Here is an 18,534-nt window from a genome sequence, read left to right on the forward strand (position 1 = left end):
CGGAAAGACCCCGTGCACCTTTACTATAGCTTTACACTGGCATTCGCCAAGGCATGTGTAGGATAGGTGGTAGGCTTTGAAGCGGGGACGCCAGTTCTCGTGGAGCCATCCTTGAAATACCACCCTTATCTTCGTGGATGTCTAACCGCGGTCCGTTATCCGGATCCGGGACAGTGTATGGTGGGTAGTTTGACTGGGGCGGTCGCCTCCGAAAGAGTAACGGAGGCGCGCGATGGTTAGCTCAGACCGGTCGGAAATCGGTCGTCGAGTGCAATGGCATAAGCTAGCCTGACTGCGAGACTGACAAGTCGAGCAGAGACGAAAGTCGGTCATAGTGATCCGGTGGTCCCGTGTGGAAGGGCCATCGCTCAACGGATAAAAGGTACGCCGGGGATAACAGGCTGATGACCCCCAAGAGTCCATATCGACGGGGTTGTTTGGCACCTCGATGTCGACTCATCGCATCCTGGGGCTGGAGCAGGTCCCAAGGGTATGGCTGTTCGCCATTTAAAGCGGTACGTGAGTTGGGTTCAGAACGTCGTGAGACAGTTCGGTCCCTATCTGCCGTGGGTGTAGGAATATTGACAGGATCTGTCCCTAGTACGAGAGGACCGGGATGGACGTATCTCTGGTGGATCTGTTGTCCTGCCAAGGGCATAGCAGAGTAGCTATATACGGAATGGATAACCGCTGAAGGCATCTAAGCGGGAAACCAACCTGAAAACGAGTGTTCCCTATCAGAGCCGTGGAAGACGACCACGTTGATAGGACGGGTGTGGAAGTGCAGCAATGCATGAAGCTTACCGTTACTAATAGCTCGAGCGACTTCTTCGTTCCCATTGATTATGTTCATCTTCATCGAAGATGAAGATGATACTTCTGTCCTCACGCGCCAAAGGCGCTGCGGACGGACAAGTCACAGAAAGACGTGTAAATTAAATAGAGCCTTCAGCTCTCCAGCTTCTCGAAACAACAGTTTCCATGTGAAATCATGGATCTGTGATTGTTTTGGCCCAACACATCCTCATCTCGAGGGTGCCGTATGGCCAATTGGTGTCCCCTGTGAGCGTCAAGCGAACAGGACAAGGTACACCAATCAACAAGCAATCATATGATCCATGCAAAGCATGGATCATATGTTGCGTTTTGCCGACCTGGTGGTTATTGCGGGGCGGCTGCACCCGTTCCCATTCCGAACACGGCCGTGAAACGCCCCAGCGCCAATGGTACTCCGTCTTAAGACGCGGGAGAGTAGGTCGCTGCCAGGTCTGCAAAACGCAACACAAAACATCTTCTCAACGCAAAAACAAACGGCCAAAAGGCCAGTCAAAGGCCGCTCACTACGCGGCCTTTTGTGTTATAAAACGCAAAGACAATATCGGCGTACCACACTATGGTGCGCCCCTTACAGGAGACAGATCCTAACGGATTTGCTCCGGCAGTATGCATCACAGCCAAGCTGTGACGCAGTCGCGATAAATCCAATAGGGATTTACGCTTGGCGCGGGGTGGAGCAGCCCGGTAGCTCGTCAGGCTCATAACCTGAAGGCCGCAGGTTCAAATCCTGCCCCCGCAACCAAATCATGACAACCTCCAAATCACCCTATCCGCGAAGCTTGACCAAAATTCTGGTTCATCTTGTCACTATCGCATTCTCACGTGGTTGACTTCGCATGGGGTCTCAGCACTCCAAGCCCGCGCCATTCACGCACGTCCTGCTCTATCAAATCTTGAGCCGACTGCGGCCCTAGGCTGCCAGCTTCGTAGTCCTCTGGCGCGCCTCCTTTCGCCCACAGATCCAGGAAGGGTTGGACCGCCGCCCATCCGGCTTCAATGCCATCGGCACGTTGAAACAGGGTTTGATCGCCCATGAACAGCTCGTACAGCAGCGACTCGTACCCCGTCATCTTGCCGATATCGAATTGTTCGGCATAGCGGAAATCTAGCGAGACGGGGACGGTGTCTACTGACTGACCGGGTGATTTGATGGACATTTCCATGCTGATGCCTTCGTCTGGCTGGACCTGAATGACGAGCCTGTTCGGGGGCAGTTTGGGCGTGACTTCCGTTTGGCGAAACTGGGCAAAGGGTACTTTTTTGAAGGTGACGACCACCTCTGTGTCCCGGGCAGCCATGGCTTTCCCAGTTCTGAGATAAAAGGGAACGCCTGCCCAGCGCCACGTGTCCGCGTACAGTTTGAGAGCCACGAATGTTTCCGTGGTGCTGGCGGGGGCGACGTCCATCGTGTCCCTGTAGGCGGGGACTTCAACGCCGTTGAGCGTTCCGGCCGTGTAGACGCCACGTGCAGAATGGCTGGCGGCTTCTTCCGGTGTGTAAATGCGCAGCGCCTGGAGCACCTTGCTCTTTTCGTTGCGGATTGCCTCCGCGTCGAAGCTGTTCGGCGGCTCCATGGCGACCATTGCAAGCAACTGGAAAAGATGGTTCGGGACCATGTCACGCAGGGCACCAGTGGCATCGTAGAATTTGCCCCGTGACCCGACATCCACAACCTCGGCGGCGGTGATCTGGACATGATCGATGTAGTTATTGTTCCAGAGTGACTCGATCATCATGTTGGCGAAACGCGCCGTCATGATGTTTTGGACGGTCTCCTTGCCGAGGAAGTGATCCAGCCGGTAGACCTGGCTCTCGGAGACGATGTTCAGGATTTTTGCATTCAGGGCGCGCGCCGAAGCGAGATCGGTCCCGAATGGCTTTTCAATCGCCAGCCGTCTGAAAGCAGAATCGTTTTCAGTCACGAGACCATGCTGGCCCAGCTTCTCCACGATCGTTCCGAAAAACTGCGGCGGCACTGCGAGGTAAAAGGCAGCGTTTCCTGATGGCGCTTGGGTCAGTCGAAGAGCGACCTCTGTAAAGACTTCGTCCTTTGTGAAGTCGCCGCTCACGTAGGAAATGCGCTGCTTGAGACGCAGCCATGCCGGATCGGCAGACAGCGGTTCTTTTCCGCCCAGCGTTGAGAGAAAGCCATCTAGCCTTTCCACCAGCATCGCATCGTCACCTGGCTCGATACCGACACCAAGTATCTGGAGATCGTCTCCAACCAGTCCGCTGCGCGTGAGATTGACGAGGGACGGAATCAACAGGCGACGGGTGAGATCGCCAGTGGCGCCGAAGATCACGAGTGTTACCGGAGGGGCAGGTGCAGCGTCCAAGGCGAAATCTCCAACATTTTCAATCTGTGCTTTAACCTAGTTCAGCCTTCGGACAGGATTATGTCTGATTCCAGCTTCTGATGACGGGCTCCTCCAGATTGTGTTCGTAACCGAGGACGCTGATACCAGTGGTATCAACAATGAAAAGCGACCCCGCTTCCGCGGTCAGCCCTAACCATCTGGCAGCGAGCACTCTTAGAAAATGGGAGCTGGAGAAAACCAGGATACTGCCATTCGCAGATTTCAGTTTTGCGATGACATCATCTGCTCTTTTCTCGATATCTCTGGTCGATTCCCCGCCGGGGCAACCGTCGCGAAAGACGTTCCATCTCGGTGCTTCGGCTTGGATGTCCTTGGTCGTTATGCCCTCATAACGCCCGTAGTCCCATTCGGCTAAATTGTTGTCTATCGCCGCACGGGAACCGAAGCCTGCGAGGTCACAGGTTTTGCGCGCCCGCTGGGAGGGGCTGGTATAAACGGCAGCGAAATCGAGCGCTGGCAGGCGCGCCGCCAACGTTTTGGCAGCCAACTCGCCGTTTTCCGTCAGTGGTATGTCGCTGCGCCCCGTGTGGCGACCAGAGAGAGACCATTCGGTCTCTCCGTGTCTGACGAGAACGATCTGCGGAAATTTCGTACTCATCGCTCTGCTTTCCTGCACAAATGATTTTCGTCATTGATCTTACGTTGTCCGAAGACCGGGTCGCTCACGTCAACACGATGCCCAGCTCTGCTCGTAACTTCCTCGTCAACCCCGACGCAACCAACGCATAGGATCGTTGGACATAATGCTCTATCTCTTCGGGTTCGAGCGGCGCTTGGTCGGAAATCGAAATCCATTTGCGTTTAGCGAAATAGGGCGCCTGTCCAATCCCGTCCAGCGACGTCAGAATTTCGAAGCTCTCCTCGGAACACTTGATGACAAGGCGCCAATTTTCCCGCTCTCCGAGAACGGCAAAGACCTTGTCTCCCACTTTCGCGACATGGGAATCCCATTGGTCAACGAAGGTGACACCGGGCCATGTTCCCAAAAGTGCATCGAACCCATCTCGGTCAAAAATCGTCATGCCAATCTATCCGCAATCAGTGCGGCGAGGCGCTTTGCCACGTCGGTCTTGTCGAGATCGGGCCATGCCTCGACGCCATCTGCCGAGATGATTTTCACACTGTTGCGATCACCGCCCATTATGCCCGTCGTCGCTGAAACGTCATTGGCGACGATGAGGTCGGCGCCCTTGCGCGTGAGCTTGGCTCGCCCGTTCGTTTCGACATCCTGAGTTTCTGCAGCAAAGCCGATGACTATTTTCGGCCTCTTCGCATGGTGGCCAATGGTTTTGAGAATATCGGGATTTTCGACCATGTGCAGGGCGGGAGGCTGGCCGTCCGGTTGCTTCTTGATCTTCTGATCGACCGCCGTAGCCACCCGCCAGTCAGCGACGGCTGCAACCATCACCGCAATATCAGCGGGCAGATGGGAAAGAACCGCATCAAGCATCTCCTCGGCACGTTCGACGTGAACGGTGTTGACGCCCGCCGGATCGGCAATCGTGACGGGGCCTGAGACGAGCGTTACCTCTGCGCCGAGTTCCGCCAACGCTGCCGCAATGGCATGGCCCTGCTTGCCGGAGGAGCGGTTGGCGATGTAGCGGACGGGGTCGATCGGCTCATGCGTCGGGCCTGACGTGACGATGGCTTTTTTGCCTGCCAGCGGCTTCGGTCTGTCGTCCAGGAGTGTTTCGACGGCATCGACGATCTGCAAGGGTTCGGCCATGCGGCCAAGGCCGGCCTCGCCTTTTTCCGCCATCTCGCCTGCCATGGGGCCGATGAAACGGATGCCATCGGCTTTCAAGGTTTCGATGTTGCGCCGGGTGGCCTTGGCGGTCCACATTTTGGGGTTCATGGCGGGTGCGATGAGCACCTTGCGATCTGTCGCCAGCAGAACGGTGGAGGCCAGATCATCGGCCAGGCCGCTGGCCATCTTCGCCATAAGGTCTGCGGTGGTAGGTGCGACCAGCACCAGATCACAGTCCCGCGCCAGCCTGATATGGCCGACATCCTGTTCGTCCTGGCGCGAAAACAGTTCGGTAAAGACATGGGTGGCCGAGAGGGCGCCGACGGCAAGCGGTGTGACGAATTCCTGCGCGCCACGCGTCATGACGGGCGTTACCTTCGCGCCGCGCTCCTTCAGACGACGGATGAGATCGAGGCTCTTATAGGCTGCGATGCCGCCGGAGATGATGAGAAGAATATGCTTGCCCGAAAGTGCCATGATGCCGACCGAATTCCTGTTTGATGCGAAACCTAAGCCCTTGGCTTTCAAAGTGCAATCGCGTGGGCGCGGTCCACCCTCATGCTGAGGCGCTTTGGCCAAAGACCAAAGCCTCGAAGCATCCGTTCCGCAGCCCTCGTCCTTCAAAGGTCGCTTCGCGCCCACCTCTCCTTCGACAGGGCTCAGGGTGATGGATGAGGACTGCTAACGTTCAAGATACGCTTCGCCGTTCACGCGGTGCGATGCACCCGTGTTCTGTTTCATTTCAACCCGGAGAACACACGCAAATGCGGGAGATGTCTCTGGTATGGTGGTGTCGTTGGCGTCCGCATTTGCGTGGCCTCTGGTCTTTCGTTCTTGCAGCCATGTCTTGCCCAGACCGGACCGTGAATGATCCGGGCTGAGCGTGACAGGCAGTATCCGCCGAACCGTTTCGCCTCGCCCAGTCCGAAAGCCGTGAATGGTCTTTCGCGTCGAGAAAATCAGGTCCACCGGGCTTACCCTGACATGGTATTCCTGATGTCTGGCCGCACGTCTGCGCCCACCCACCAGCCTTCACCACCTCAATGTCTCGCGAAACAGCTCCGCGGCGAAAGTGGGAGGATTGTAGGCATGGGTCAGATGGCCGTGGAGAAAAGTTTTTTGACTTTTTTTGGTTTTCACGGATTTTCTGAGACGGCTGCTATCCGGGGTCTTTCACTTTCACATTCAGCCTATGCGACCCGCGATCATCGGGCTCGAAGATACGGGCTCGTGTGCGGTCGTGTAGATCGTCGATACCGCCGCCACTGCCTTGTCCGCATCGTCCTGCGTTGCCGCATGAACCATCGCAATCGGCTGACCCTTCTCCACCTTTGTTTCCAAGGGCAGAATATGTGACATACCGACACGATGATCGATGACATCGCTGGGATGGCGGCGACCGCCGCCAAGGCCGACCACGACCATGCCGAGATCGCGCGTCGTCTGGCAGGAGGACAGAAAACCGGTTTCTGTTGCCAGAACCGGCGCGATATAGGGGGCCGGTTTGAGATAGTCGCCCGACTTTTCGATGAAATCCGAGGGGCCGCCAAGGGCTCTGATCATCTGGCCGAAACGCTCCATGGCCGCACCGGAGGCAAGCGCCTTGCGCGCCAAAGCTTCGCCTTCGATGAGGCTGGTGACGAGGCCAGATTGCATGAGCATTTCAGCGGCGAAGGCGAGAACCAGTGTTTCGATGCGGGTTCCGGCCTTTTTGCCGCTGAGAAAATCCAGGCAATGCACGATTTCCAGCGCGTTGCCTGCGGCATCGGCAAGCGGCTCGTTCATGTCTGTGATGAGAGCGGAGGTTTTGACGCCTGCGCCATTGGCGACTTCTACGAGTGAGCGTGCCAGTTGCTCGGCCTCGTCGGCGCATTGCATGAAGGCGCCATTGCCGAATTTGACGTCCAGCACCAGCGTTTCAAGGCCCGCGGCGAGCTTCTTCGACAGGATGGAGGCGGTGATCAGGGGAACGGAATCCACCGTCGCGGTTACGTCTCTGATGGCATAGAGCCGCTTGTCGGCGGGGGCGAGATCGCCCGTCTGGCCGATGATGGCGCAGCCTACGTCTTTGACCGTGCGGCGAAACAGGGCCTCTTCAGGCATGATATCATAGCCTGGTATGGATTCGAGCTTGTCCAGCGTGCCGCCGGTGTGGCCAAGGCCACGGCCTGAAATCATCGGCACGGCCAGACCGCAGGCGGCAACGATGGGGGCGAGCATGAGCGAGACATTGTCGCCCACGCCGCCGGTGGAGTGCTTGTCGGCAATGGGCTTGCCGATATCGGCCCATGAGAGAACATCGCCGCTGTCACGCATGGCCAGCGTCAATGCAACGATTTCATCGCGGCGCATGCCGCGAAAGAACACGGCCATGGCGAAGGCTGCGGCCTGCCCTTCGGAAATCGAACCTTTGGACAGACCGGAGATGAAGGCGGAAATCTCATCCGCCGTCAGCACCTGCCCATCGCGTTTGCGGCGGATGATTTCCTGCGGGATCATGCGAGATCAATATCCGCTGGCGTACTTGGCCGGTTCGCCGCCGCCCAGCACGTTCAAGATATCGTCCAGAATGCCGGATGCGCCGAAGCGGAAGGTAGAGGGCATGGCCCAGTTGGGCTGCATGATGGTTTCCGCCAGACGCAGATAGAGCGTTGCATCTTCCACCGTGCCGATGCCGCCGGCGGGCTTGAAGCCCACCTTCTTCTTGCTGTCGCGGATAGACTGCAACATGATGTCGGCGGCTTCCAGCGTTGCGTTGACCGTGACCTTGCCGGTGGAGGTCTTGATGAAATCGGCACCCTCGGCAATGGCGATTTCAGAGGCGCGGCGGATGAGTGCCTTGTCCTTCAACTCGCCGGTCTCGAGAATGACCTTCAGCAAGACAGGCGCGACACAGGCCTTACGGACGGCAGCGACCATCTCCGAAACCGCATTTTCATCGCCTGCTATGAATTTCCTGTAGGGAATAACCAGATCGATTTCATCGGCGCCATCGGCAATGGCGCGTTCGGTCTCGCCGACCACGGTTGCGACATCAAGATCGCCGGATGGGAAATTGACGACGGTTGCGATGCGGATCGAGTGATCCTTGCCGAAGGCGGCACGAGCCTGCGCCACGAAGCGCGGCCAGATGCAGATGGCAGCTGTCGTGCCGTATTGCGTGTGGGCTTTCTGGCACAGGGCGGCGATCTGCTCCGGCGTGCAGTCTTCCTTGAGATTGGTGAGGTCCAGCAAGGACAAGGCGAGAGCGGCGGCTTCGCGCGGGCGCTGAAGTTCCATGCTCAATTTCCTCCTGAAATCATTTCCGTTAAGATCGCGGCCAGTCTCTTGCCGCCTATGGGCGCCATGTCTTTGGTTTCTTCATGGCTCAGTTCGGCCCCGGTCATTCCGGCACCGTAATTGGTAATAACGGAAGCGGCGGCAACGCGCATCCCGAAAAAGCGGGCAAGGATGACTTCCGGCACGGTGGACATGCCGACGGCATCCGCACCCAGCGTGCGCGCCATGCGGATTTCTGCCGGGGTTTCGAAGCTTGGACCGGAGAACCACATATAGACGCCCGAAAACAGCGGCACGGTGGCGCGGATGGCAGCGTTGCGCATGGCAATCGACAGATCCGCATCATAAGCGCTGGTCATGCCGACGAAGCGGCTGTCGCTCTCCTCGCCAATCAGCGGGTTCATGCCGGAATAATTGATGTGATCGGTGATCTGCATGACCGATCCGGGTGGCATGTCCTGGCGAACAGAGCCCGCGGAATTCGTGAGAATCAGCGATTGGACACCGATGCCCGAGAGAGCCTCGATGGCCGGGCGCATGGCGCTGGCATTGCCCTGTTCGTAATAATGGACGCGACCGGCCAGCATGAGGATGGGCTGCCCACCGAGATATCCCGCCACCATTTCACCCGCATGGCCGGAAACGGCGCTTTCGGGAAAACCGGGAATATCGGCATAGGGAATGCGGATGGGGTCGGTCACCTCGTCCACCAGAGAACCCAGACCGGAGCCGAGAACCACGGCGGTGCGCGGCATCAGCCCGTTCAGCCTGTCCACGAGGACGTCGATGATCGCGTGATCCATCAATCCAACTCTGTCTTGAAGCTGAAGGGCAGGAGCTCGTCCATGGTCATGACCTTTTGTACGCCCGCTTCGTCACAGAGATAAATCTTCGTATCGGCAGAGGCGAATTCCGCAATCTTCTGGCGGCAACCGCCGCAGGGCGGGCAGAGCGCCAGCTTTTCGGCAATGACGGCGATTTCCGTGATCTTCTTTGCCCCGCCCATGATCATGGCACTGATGGCAGACGGCTCCGCGCACCAGCCTTGAGGAAAGGACAGGTTCTCGATATTGGCGCCCTTGTAAATCTGGCCGTCTTCGGCACGGATGGCGGCACCGACGGGGAATTTCGAATAGGGTGCGTGGGCAAAGGCCATGGCCTCGCGGGCGGCTTCAAAAAGCTCATGGGACATGGTTTAACGCTCCTTCGAGTAAGCAACGCCACCGGCCTTTGGTGGCTTGGCAACGCCGATGAAACCGGCCAGCAAAATGCAGGTGAGGATATAGGGCAGCGCCTGGAAGATTTGCACCGGCACTTCACCGATGCCGGGAATGGCCTTGCCCTGCATGAAGTTTGCGACCGCATCCAGAAAACCGAAAAGCAGGCAGGCGAACATGACCGGCACGGGCTTCCATTTGGCGAAGATCAGGGCAGCCAGCGCGATATAGCCTTTGCCCGCAGACATGTTGGCGATGAAGGCAGCGGATTGTGCGACGGCGAGATACGTGCCTGCAAAGCCGCAGAGGAAACCGGCGACGATGACGGCGCGGAAGCGCATCCATGTGACGGAAATGCCAGCCGTATCGACAGCGCCCGGATTTTCACCCACGGCGCGCAGGCGCAGACCAAAGCGGGTGCGGTACAGCACCCACCACGAAATCGGCACGGCGATGAAGGCAAGATAGGTGAGGATATTGTTGCCGGAGATGACATTGGCATAGAGCGGGCCGATGAACGGTATTTCGCGCATGGCATCTACGCCCGGCAGAATGATGGGCGTGAAACGGCCTTCGCCAGTGATCTGCGGCGTGCGACCGCCCTGCCCGAACCATGCCTGACCGAGAACGACGGTGAGACCGGCTGCAACGAAATTCAACGCCACGCCAGAGACGATCTGGTTGCCGCGGTTGGTGATGACGGCAAAACCGTGCACCAGCGAAAAGAAGATCGACACGCCGATACCGGCGGCCAGACCCGCCCAGGGGTCGGACGTGATGTAGGCCACACAGGCGGATGCGAAGGCGGCGGCCAGCATCTTGCCTTCAAGGCCGATGTCGAACACGCCGGCGCGCTCCGAAAACAGGCCCGCAAGGGCCGTAAACAACAGCGGAATGGTCAGGCGGACGGTCGAACCGAGAATGCTGACCAGCATATCGAAGGTTTCCATGGGCCTTACCTCTTCACGAATTGTTGGTAGATGCGCACCAGCGCGGGGCGGTACATATATTCAAGCGCGCCTGCAAACAGGATGACGAGACCCTGAATGACGACGATCATCTCGCGGGTGATGTTGGGCATTTCAAAGGAGAGATCGGCGCCGCCCTGATAGAGAATGCCGAAGAGAAGGGCTGCAAAGACGATGCCGAGGGGATGGCTGCGTCCCATCAACGACACGGCAATACCGACGAAGCCTGCCCCCCCGACGAACTCCACCTGCAAGCGCGCAGACGCGCCCATGACCGGGTTGAGCGCCATCATGCCCGCCAGACCGCCGGAGATCAGCATGGCGATGATGACGGTGCGCGAATAGGGAATGCCAGCGTATACGGCTGCAGACGGGCTGATGCCGAGCGTGCGCATTTCATAACCCAGCTTGGTGCGCCAGATGAGCACCCAGACCAGAAACGCCGCAACCAGCGCGATGATGAAGGACACGTTGAAGGGCGCGGGGCCGAGTTTCAGGCCGAACATCGCCATCAACCAATCCAGCTTCGGCAATTGGCCGCCGGGCAGAAAGGTGCGGGTTTCCGGCGCCATCTTGCCGGGCACGATAAAGACGTTGACCAGCAGATAGACCATCAAAGCGGCTGCGATGAAGTTGAACATGATGGTGGTGATGACGACGTGGCTGCCGCGCTTCGCCTGAAGCCAGCCGGGAATGAAGGCCCAAGCCGCACCAAACACGGCGGCACCCATAACGGCGAAAGGCATGGTGACATACCAGGGCACGTAACGATCCAGCGCCAGTGCGACCATGGCAGCACCCAGACCGCCGATATAGGCCTGACCTTCCGAGCCGATGTTGAAGAGGCCCGCATGGAAGGCGACGGCCACCGAAAGGCCGGTGAAGATAAAGCTGGTGGTGTAAAACAGGGTGAAGCCGATGGCATCACCACGGCCCAGCGCACCTTCGATCAGCAGACGCAGGGCGGCAAACGGGTCTTCGCCAATGCCCCAGACCACGAGGCCGGAGATGAAAAAGGCGGTGACGAGGTTGAGAAACGGCAGAAGGCCGTAGGACATCCAGTTGGGAAGGGGGACGGAAGCTGTACTCATGAGCTTTAAAGCCTTTGCCTTATGCGGCGATGCCGGCCATCATCAGGCCCAGCGTTTGTTCTTCGGCTTCCGCCGTTTTTTCTCCGACGATCCGGCCCGCGAACATGACCAGAATGCGGTCCGACAAAGAGCGGATTTCATCCAGCTCTACCGACACAAGCAGAATGGCCTTGCCCGCATCGCGCATCTCGATGATGCGGCGGTGAATGAATTCGATGGCCCCGATATCCACACCACGCGTCGGCTGGCCGATGATCAGCATCTTCGGATCGCGTTCGATTTCGCGTGCAACGACGATCTTCTGCTGATTGCCGCCGGAGAAATTGGCGGTCTTCAGCCGGGCATTCGGCGGGCGGATGTCATATTTCTCGATCTTTTCGACCGCATCCTTGCGAATGGCTTCCGGGTTGAGGAACATGCCTTTGCCGTAGCGGTCATCGCGGTGATAGCCGAGTATGGAGTTCTCATATTCCTCGAACTTCAGAACCAGACCCATATGGTGACGGTCTTCGGGAATATGCGCCAGACCCAGCTTGCGCAAAACGGCAGGATCGACCTTGTCGACGGTCTTGCCACCCATCAGGATTTCGCCGGAATGCGGCTTGCGGATGCCCGCAATGGCTTCCAGCAATTCCGATTGGCCGTTGCCAGCCACACCGGCAATGCCGACGATTTCGCCTGCGCGCACATCAAACGACACATCGTCCACCATGGTCACGCCACGGCTGTCCTTGACGGTGAGGTTGCGGACGGAGAACAACACGTCGCCGGGATTGGCTTCGCCTTTTTCAACGCGCAGCAGCACGCGGCGACCGACCATGAGTTCGGCCAGTTCCTCGACCGTCGTTTCAGACGTCTTGCGTGTTGCCACCATCTCGCCGCGGCGCATGACCGAGACCTCGTCGGTGATCGCCATGATTTCGCGCAGCTTGTGGGTGATGAGGATGACCGTCTTGCCCTGGTCACGCAGGACGCCCAGGATTTTGAAGAGGTGGTCGGCTTCGGCCGGTGTTAGCACGCCGGTCGGCTCATCGAGAATGAGGATTTCGGCACCGCGATACATGGCCTTCAATATTTCGACGCGCTGTTGCAGGCCCACAGGCAAATCCTCGATGATCGCATCGGGATTGACCTCGAGGCCGTATTCGTCTTCCAGCCGCTTCAATTCCTTGCGGGTTGCCGCCGTGCCCTTGGCGAGCAGCATGCCGCCTTCGGCACCCAGCATGATGTTTTCCAACACCGAGAAATTCTCGACCAGCATGAAGTGCTGATGCACCATGCCGATGCCAGCATCGATGGCGGCCTGGCTGTCCTTGATGTTGACAGGCTTGCCGTCGATGCGGATTTCACCTGCGTCGGCGGAATAGAAGCCGTAAAGGATCGACATCAGCGTCGATTTCCCCGCCCCGTTTTCCCCGATAATGCCGTGGATGGTACCCTTGGCAACGGTGAGATTGATATTCTTGTTGGCGTGTACGGTGCCGAATTTTTTATCGATACCGACAAGCTCGATTGCAGGTTCCATCGTCAACCCAAACGTCTCCGGAGGCTGGATATGAAAAGGGCGCAACGCGGATACCGCGATGCGCCCTGATCCTAAAATCACATCACTTTGGGCAAGAATTGTCCGACATATAGTCGTGAACCTTGACGGTGCCAGCAATGATATCGGCCTTCGCCTTATCGACGGCTGCCGTCATTTCCGGCGTGATCAGCGCCTTGTTGTTGTCATCGACAGCGTAAGCAACGCCGTCTTCCTTGACGCCCAGAGACTGAACGCCACCGGTGAACTTGTCGTCCTTGGTGTCCTTGAACGCATTGTAGACGGCCAGATCGACGCGCTTGACCATGGAAGTAAGAACGGAGCCGGGGTGCAGGTGGTTCTGGTTACTATCCACACCGATGGAGTATTTCTTGTTGTCGGCTGCGGTCTGGAGAACGCCGAGACCCGTGGCACCGGCTGCCGCGTAGATCACGTCTGCGCCCTGATCGAGCTGGTTCTTCGTCAGCTCACCACCGCGAACCGGGTCGTTCCAGGCGGCACCGGTCGTGCCGGTCATGTTCTGGAAGACTTCGATCTTGTCATTGGCAGCCTTGGCACCCTGGGCGTAACCGCAGGCGAACTTGCGGATCAACGGAATGTCCATACCGCCGATGAAGCCGACCTTACCGGTCTTAGATGCCATGCCAGCCAGAAGACCGACGAGGTAGGAACCCTCTTCTTCCTTGTAGACGACGGAGCGCACATTCGGCAGCTCGACGACGGAATCGACAATTACGAACTTGGTGTTGGGAAACTCGGCTGCAACCTTTTCCATGGCCGATGTCCATGCGAACGACACCGCAACAACGGGATTGAATCCACGGCTGGCGAAGTTGCGGATGGCCTGTTCACCCTGCGTGTCGCTGGTCGGCTCGAAATCGCGGTACTCAGTACCGGTTTCAGCCTTGAACTTTTCAGCGCCTGCAGCAGCGGCTTCGTTGAACGACTTGTCGAATTTGCCGCCCGTGCCATAGACCAGCGCAGGCTTGATGTCCGCAGCCAAAGCGGAAGCCGACATCGCGGCCAGCGCGAAAAGCGTCAGAAGGGATTTTTTCATTGTGCAGCCCTGTTGTTACAGTTTGGTTTTTTAAAGGGTCCTCCCGCAAACCCGCTGATACGGGCATGTCTGCGGAACTGCCAGCCTGTTTTCGACTGTGCGTAAGGATTATCCTTGCACGGCTGCAAGAAAAATTCATCCGCTTTTTTTGACCCGGTGGAAAAACCGTTAACTGCTACTTCTTCAGGCATTCAGCACAAAAAATCAGCCCGGCTGTGCGCGATGATCGAGCGTGGCCGAGCCGATAGGGGTGTTTGGAGGTCCGAAAGCAGGTCGAACCACCAAAAGATTCGAAACTAACCGATGTTGCAGCTCACGCCCGTACCGCGCAAACCACAGTAACCGCCGGGATTTTTCGCCAGGTACTGCTGATGGTAGTCTTCCGCATAATAGAAGATATCCAGCGGTTCGATCTCAGTCGTGATCGCCGGATGCCCGGCAGACTTCAGCGCCTGCTGGAACGTGTCGCGTGCGGCTTTGGCCTGGCTTAACTGCTCATCACCGGTCGTATAGATGACGGAGCGATAGGTGGTGCCCACATCGTTCCCCTGCCGCATGCCCTGTGTCGGATCATGTTCCTCGAAAAATATTTTGAGCAGAGCGGCGAGCGACACCTGAGCAGGATCATAGACAACCTTGACCACTTCGGCATGGCCGGTGAGGCCGGTCGTCGTTTCCTGATAGCTGGGATTGCGGGTAATGCCGCCGGAATATCCGACAGCCGTCACCCAGACGCCGGGCGTTTTCCAGAACAGCCGTTCTGCACCCCAGAAACAGCCCATGCCGAGATAGATCGTTTCCAAACCATCGGGGTAGGGGCCTTTGAGAGGATTGCCGTTCACGAAGTGATGCTCCGGCACAATCACTGCCTCGTCGCGACCGGGATATGCCGTTTCCGGCGTCGGCATGGTGGTTTTCTTGGACATGGTATCAAATCCGAACATTGCATTCTCCTTGCGCCCTCAAGGGGCCGCTACATGGTTCGCGCATATGTACGTGGCAATCTCTGCATCAGGCGGAGAAGCGGCCCATCACCCTCGGTTTTCTGTATCCCGCCATCCAGAACAGTAGCGACAACGCCAGAAGAATTGCAAAGGCAGGAACCGCAGACAGGCCGTTTCCAACCCAACGCCACGCTTCCGGGTGAATATAGTGCGCCACAGTGCCTTCTGCCATGGTCAGCGATGCAGGAAAGAATTTCGACCAGATATCCTGTGCACTCATCATATCCACTGATGATGTCGCAACCGAGCGTACCGAGTCGAGCGCACCCACACCCACCGCTGCCGCCAGAAACAAAAAGCTGATAAGCCGCAAAATCGCTTTCATTAAACCTCTCCCGACACCGCTACAGGAAAGCAGTGCTTCGGCCTTTTCGGCGCACGACGCGCTCGTCTGTCTACCTCGGGATAAAGCTGCGGAACATGCATTGCAATCGCGCTGACGACAACGAATTGATGCGCAAATAAAAAAACTGTCAAATTTGGGTTGATCCCTGCGAATTCATCGGTATATATCGCGCCGTTCCAGTGATTTGCAGTTTCACAAAATGCAGATGTTTAGACGGACAGGTGGCCGAGTGGTTTAAGGCGCACGCCTGGAACGCGTGTGTGCGTGAAAGCGTACCGTGGGTTCGAATCCCACCCTGTCCGCCATCCCCAAGCTAAAAACTAACAAAATTACGACGCGGTAAGATCGCTCCTGAACGCGAGCAACCTCGATGTTGGCTGGCAAATGCCCCCTTATTGAACTGCACGCATTCCATTCTGCTGCTCGCCCAGCCCCGTTGTTTCCTTGAACAGCACGTTCTGATCCAGCAGATAGCGTGAGAAAAGCGGAAGGCTTGCGCCGCCGATGGCGCGGGCCTGGCTTCCAACAGCACCCTCCAGAATTTCCGGCACGACGACGCCCTGGAGGTCATGCAGATCCAGCGCCTTGCGCGTCGCTGCGGTTATTCTTGCGCGCACCCAGCTTGGAAAGCCGCCATCGATGATGACGGACGCGAAGTCGATGATCGAGGAGGCGGCGACCACAGCTTGGGCGAGGGCTGCAGCCGTGTTCTCGATCCATCGTTCGAGCGGTTCGCCGAAATCGACCCATTCGTCCGGGGAAAACCACAGCGGTTTCGGGTCGATATTTTTCTCACGCAACATATCCTCAAGCACGAAGATCGAGGCGATCTTCAGCAATTGCACGACGGAACCATCCCGGCCTTGCACTGGCAGAGGACCGATTGCGCCAGCCGCACCGGTGCGCCCGGAAAACAGGGCGGAATTCAAAACGACGCCGCCACCGATGAAAGACCCGATGAAGACGTAGAGGAAGTCGGGGTAGTTCTGGCCGACGCCGAACACGAGCTCTGCACCGCAGGCGCTGGTGGCGTCGTTTTGCAGAAATACGGGGTAGCTGACCTGCCGGGCAATCTCGGCCCTGAGATCCACGCCACGCCAGCGGTCCATTTCCTTTTGCGGGGCGCCCACTTCCTGTGCCCAGCTCCAGAGCTCGAAGGGTGCTGCGATGCCAATACCAGCAATCCGTTGTTGCTCAGCGGGGGTCAGGCGTGCCTCCAACTCGGCAATGCCATCGATCACGAAGGGCAATATCCATTCCGGCATGGGATAGGGGTAGGTGTTGCGGAGTTTCAGCCGGATGCGACCGACGAAATCCATCAAAACGAGATCGACACTGCGCCTGCCGATCTTGACGCCGAAGGAGAAAACGGCATCCGGGTTCAGTCTCATCGGTGTCGAGGGTTGGCCAACCTTGCCCCGGAGCGGCTCGCCGCGAATAAGAAGCCCGTCGCTTTCAAGTGACCGCATGATGACGGAAACAGTTTGTGCAGAAAGACCGCTTCTGCGGGCGATCTCGGCCTTTGAGAGACCATTGTGGCGTCTGACGAGCGACAGCACGAGGCGTTCATTATAGGCGCGGACACGGACCTGATTTGCCCCGCCGCTGTCCATCGCATTGGCCGATACCTGTATCGTCGGTTCCGCTGATCGTCTCATGTGCATGTCCCTCCCGGCCTACGACGGTCTGTAGCCAGCATCAAGAAATTCGCAAGGATCGTGTTTCGAAGAACAGTGTCCTCCCACCGTTCTTTCCGTCGTCGCGAAACGATAAGATGGCACATCGAATTAATAATTCAATTGGATTTATTTATTGACAGTTTTTTAATTTGGTGGTTCCATCTGCCGCAGTGGTACCCGCTCTAGGAGGAGAGGGGCCGCACAGGTCGCTTCGACAAGAAGCACTTCGCTCACTGGGAGGACTACATGAAAAGCACCGTTTCCGCCTTTCTCGGCGCGCTTGCGCTTGGCGTTTCTTTTGCATCCGTGGCATCTGCCGCCGATACGTCGGTTTGCCTCATCACCAAGACTGATACCAATCCCTTCTTCGTCAAGATGAAGGAAGGCGCGACTGCCAAGGCCAAGGAAGTCGGCGTGACGCTGAAGTCCTATGCCGGTAAGATCGACGGCGATTCCGAAAGCCAGGTTGCTGCTATCGAATCCTGCATCGCCGATGGCGCCAAGGGTATCCTCATCACCGCATCCGACACCAAGGGCATCGTTTCTTCTGTCAAGAAGGCACGTGACGCAGGCGTTCTCGTGATCGCTCTCGACACCCCGCTCGATCCGGTCGATTCTGCCGATGCGACCTTTGCCACAGACAACCTGCTGGCCGGCAAGCTGATCGGCGAATGGGCCAAGGGCACGATGGGCGACAAGTCCAAGGATGCCAAGGTCGGCTTCCTCGACCTGACACCTGACCAGCCAAGCGTCGACGTTCTGCGCGACCAGGGCTTCATGATCGGCTTCGGCATCGACCCCAAGGATCCATCCAAGATCGGCGATGAAGTCGATCCGCGCATCGTTGGCCATGACGTGACCAACGGCAATGAAGAAGGTGGCCGCAAGGCCATGGAAAACCTTCTCCAGAAGGACCCAGGCATCAACGTCATCCACACGATCAACGAACCTGCTGCCGTCGGTGCCTATCAGGCGCTGAAGGCTGTCGGCATGGAAAAGAACGTGCTGATCGTTTCCGTCGATGGCGGTTGCCCCGGCGTGAAGTCGGTTGAAGAAGGCGTTATCGGCGCGACATCGCAGCAGTACCCGCTGATGATGGCCGCACTCGGCGTGGAAGCGATCAAGAAGTTCGCTGACACCGGCGAAAAGCCAAAGCCAACCGAAGGCAAGTCCTTCTTCGACACGGGCGTTTCGCTCGTCACGGACAAGCCGGTTTCCGGCGTGCCGTCGATCAGCGTCAAGGAAGGCCTGGCCAAGTGCTGGGGCTAATCCCCACCCTTCGATAAACCCATACCGGTCGGAACATTGTTCCGGCCGGTTTCGCCCAGAAGATTTCGCTGTCAGATTATCCGGCTAAAGATCGAGCGCCTTGGATGGCTTAGGCTGGC

Annotated in this window: 16 protein-coding genes, 2 tRNA genes and 2 rRNA genes (1 of these 20 only partly in view); 5 read left to right on the forward strand and 15 right to left on the reverse strand. The window is 57.8% G+C overall.

Translation table 11 applies throughout. The features are described from left to right. From HRR99_RS14765 to HRR99_RS14775, 3 genes are all read left to right on the forward strand, one after another. A 23S ribosomal RNA gene (locus HRR99_RS14765) occupies positions 1-834 on the forward strand (it extends 1,973 nt beyond the left edge of the window). 319 nt (positions 835-1,153) lie between these two features. After that, a 5S ribosomal RNA gene (rrf, locus tag HRR99_RS14770) occupies positions 1,154-1,268 on the forward strand. Positions 1,269-1,502: 234 nt separating this feature from the next. Next, a tRNA-Met gene (locus HRR99_RS14775) sits at positions 1,503-1,579 on the forward strand. 76 nt (positions 1,580-1,655) lie between these two features. Here HRR99_RS14775 and zwf read toward each other — a convergent pair. From zwf to HRR99_RS14845, 14 genes are all read right to left on the reverse strand, one after another. Further along, the gene (gene zwf, locus HRR99_RS14780) at positions 1,656-3,173 is read right to left on the reverse strand and encodes a glucose-6-phosphate dehydrogenase (RefSeq protein WP_233122260.1); all 1,518 of its coding nucleotides are present in this window, start codon (positions 3,171-3,173) and stop codon (positions 1,656-1,658) included. 58 nt (positions 3,174-3,231) lie between these two features. After that, the gene (locus tag HRR99_RS14785; protein ID WP_233122261.1) at positions 3,232-3,813 is read right to left on the reverse strand and encodes a histidine phosphatase family protein; all 582 of its coding nucleotides are present in this window, start codon (positions 3,811-3,813) and stop codon (positions 3,232-3,234) included. 64 nt (positions 3,814-3,877) lie between these two features. Then, entirely contained in the window at positions 3,878-4,237 is a 360-nt protein-coding gene (locus HRR99_RS14790) for an MmcQ/YjbR family DNA-binding protein (protein WP_233122262.1), read from the reverse strand. Beyond that, the gene (gene coaBC, locus HRR99_RS14795) at positions 4,234-5,439 is read right to left on the reverse strand and encodes a bifunctional phosphopantothenoylcysteine decarboxylase/phosphopantothenate--cysteine ligase CoaBC (RefSeq protein WP_233122263.1); all 1,206 of its coding nucleotides are present in this window, start codon (positions 5,437-5,439) and stop codon (positions 4,234-4,236) included. The genes HRR99_RS14790 and coaBC overlap by 4 nt, the downstream gene beginning before the upstream one ends. Positions 5,440-6,147: 708 nt before the next feature. After that, the gene (gene deoA, locus HRR99_RS14800; RefSeq protein ID WP_233122264.1) at positions 6,148-7,461 is read right to left on the reverse strand and encodes a thymidine phosphorylase; all 1,314 of its coding nucleotides are present in this window, start codon (positions 7,459-7,461) and stop codon (positions 6,148-6,150) included. Between the two features lie 6 nt (positions 7,462-7,467). Further along, entirely contained in the window at positions 7,468-8,241 is a 774-nt protein-coding gene (gene deoC, locus HRR99_RS14805) for a deoxyribose-phosphate aldolase (RefSeq protein WP_233122265.1), read from the reverse strand. Positions 8,242-8,243: 2 nt separating this feature from the next. Further along, positions 8,244-9,044 carry a purine-nucleoside phosphorylase gene (locus HRR99_RS14810; RefSeq protein WP_233122266.1) on the reverse strand — a complete coding sequence of 267 codons (801 nt, stop codon included), beginning with the start codon at positions 9,042-9,044 and terminating at the stop codon, positions 8,244-8,246. Continuing rightward, positions 9,044-9,433: a cytidine deaminase gene (locus HRR99_RS14815; RefSeq protein ID WP_233122267.1), complete on the reverse strand. Its 390-nt coding sequence runs from the start codon at positions 9,431-9,433 to the stop codon at positions 9,044-9,046. The genes HRR99_RS14810 and HRR99_RS14815 overlap by 1 nt, the downstream gene beginning before the upstream one ends. A gap of 3 nt (positions 9,434-9,436) precedes the next feature. Beyond that, complete coding sequence (locus tag HRR99_RS14820) at positions 9,437-10,408, reverse strand: ABC transporter permease (RefSeq protein WP_065700043.1); 972 nt, start codon at positions 10,406-10,408, stop codon at positions 9,437-9,439. Positions 10,409-10,413: 5 nt separating this feature from the next. Further along, positions 10,414-11,517, reverse strand: coding sequence for an ABC transporter permease (locus tag HRR99_RS14825; protein ID WP_233122268.1), 1,104 nt, complete (start codon positions 11,515-11,517; stop codon positions 10,414-10,416). A 19-nt stretch (positions 11,518-11,536) separates the two neighbouring features. Continuing rightward, entirely contained in the window at positions 11,537-13,042 is a 1,506-nt protein-coding gene (locus tag HRR99_RS14830) for an ABC transporter ATP-binding protein (protein ID WP_233122269.1), read from the reverse strand. A gap of 82 nt (positions 13,043-13,124) precedes the next feature. Then, the gene (locus HRR99_RS14835; RefSeq protein ID WP_233122270.1) at positions 13,125-14,117 is read right to left on the reverse strand and encodes a BMP family lipoprotein; all 993 of its coding nucleotides are present in this window, start codon (positions 14,115-14,117) and stop codon (positions 13,125-13,127) included. Between the two features lie 296 nt (positions 14,118-14,413). Beyond that, a complete protein-coding gene (msrA, locus tag HRR99_RS14840; protein ID WP_233122271.1) occupies positions 14,414-15,061 on the reverse strand; it encodes a peptide-methionine (S)-S-oxide reductase MsrA in 648 nt (215 codons plus the stop codon). Between the two features lie 67 nt (positions 15,062-15,128). Then, positions 15,129-15,446 (reverse strand): hypothetical protein, encoded by a 318-nt coding sequence (locus tag HRR99_RS14845; protein WP_233122272.1) that lies wholly within the window; start codon positions 15,444-15,446, stop codon positions 15,129-15,131. Between the two features lie 236 nt (positions 15,447-15,682). Here HRR99_RS14845 and HRR99_RS14850 point away from each other — a divergent pair. Then, positions 15,683-15,772, forward strand: a tRNA-Ser gene (locus HRR99_RS14850). An 87-nt stretch (positions 15,773-15,859) separates the two neighbouring features. Here the strand turns inward: HRR99_RS14850 and HRR99_RS14855 are convergent. Further along, entirely contained in the window at positions 15,860-17,125 is a 1,266-nt protein-coding gene (locus HRR99_RS14855; RefSeq protein ID WP_111840189.1) for an ROK family transcriptional regulator, read from the reverse strand. A gap of 267 nt (positions 17,126-17,392) precedes the next feature. On the opposite strand from HRR99_RS14855, the gene HRR99_RS14860 reads away from it, so the two are divergent. Next, positions 17,393-18,415, forward strand: coding sequence for a sugar ABC transporter substrate-binding protein (locus HRR99_RS14860; RefSeq protein ID WP_111840188.1), 1,023 nt, complete (start codon positions 17,393-17,395; stop codon positions 18,413-18,415). Positions 18,416-18,534 lie beyond the last annotated feature (119 nt).

The organism is Agrobacterium vaccinii, from assembly GCF_021310995.1.
GTDB classification, from domain to species: Bacteria; Pseudomonadota; Alphaproteobacteria; order Rhizobiales; family Rhizobiaceae; genus Agrobacterium; species Agrobacterium vaccinii.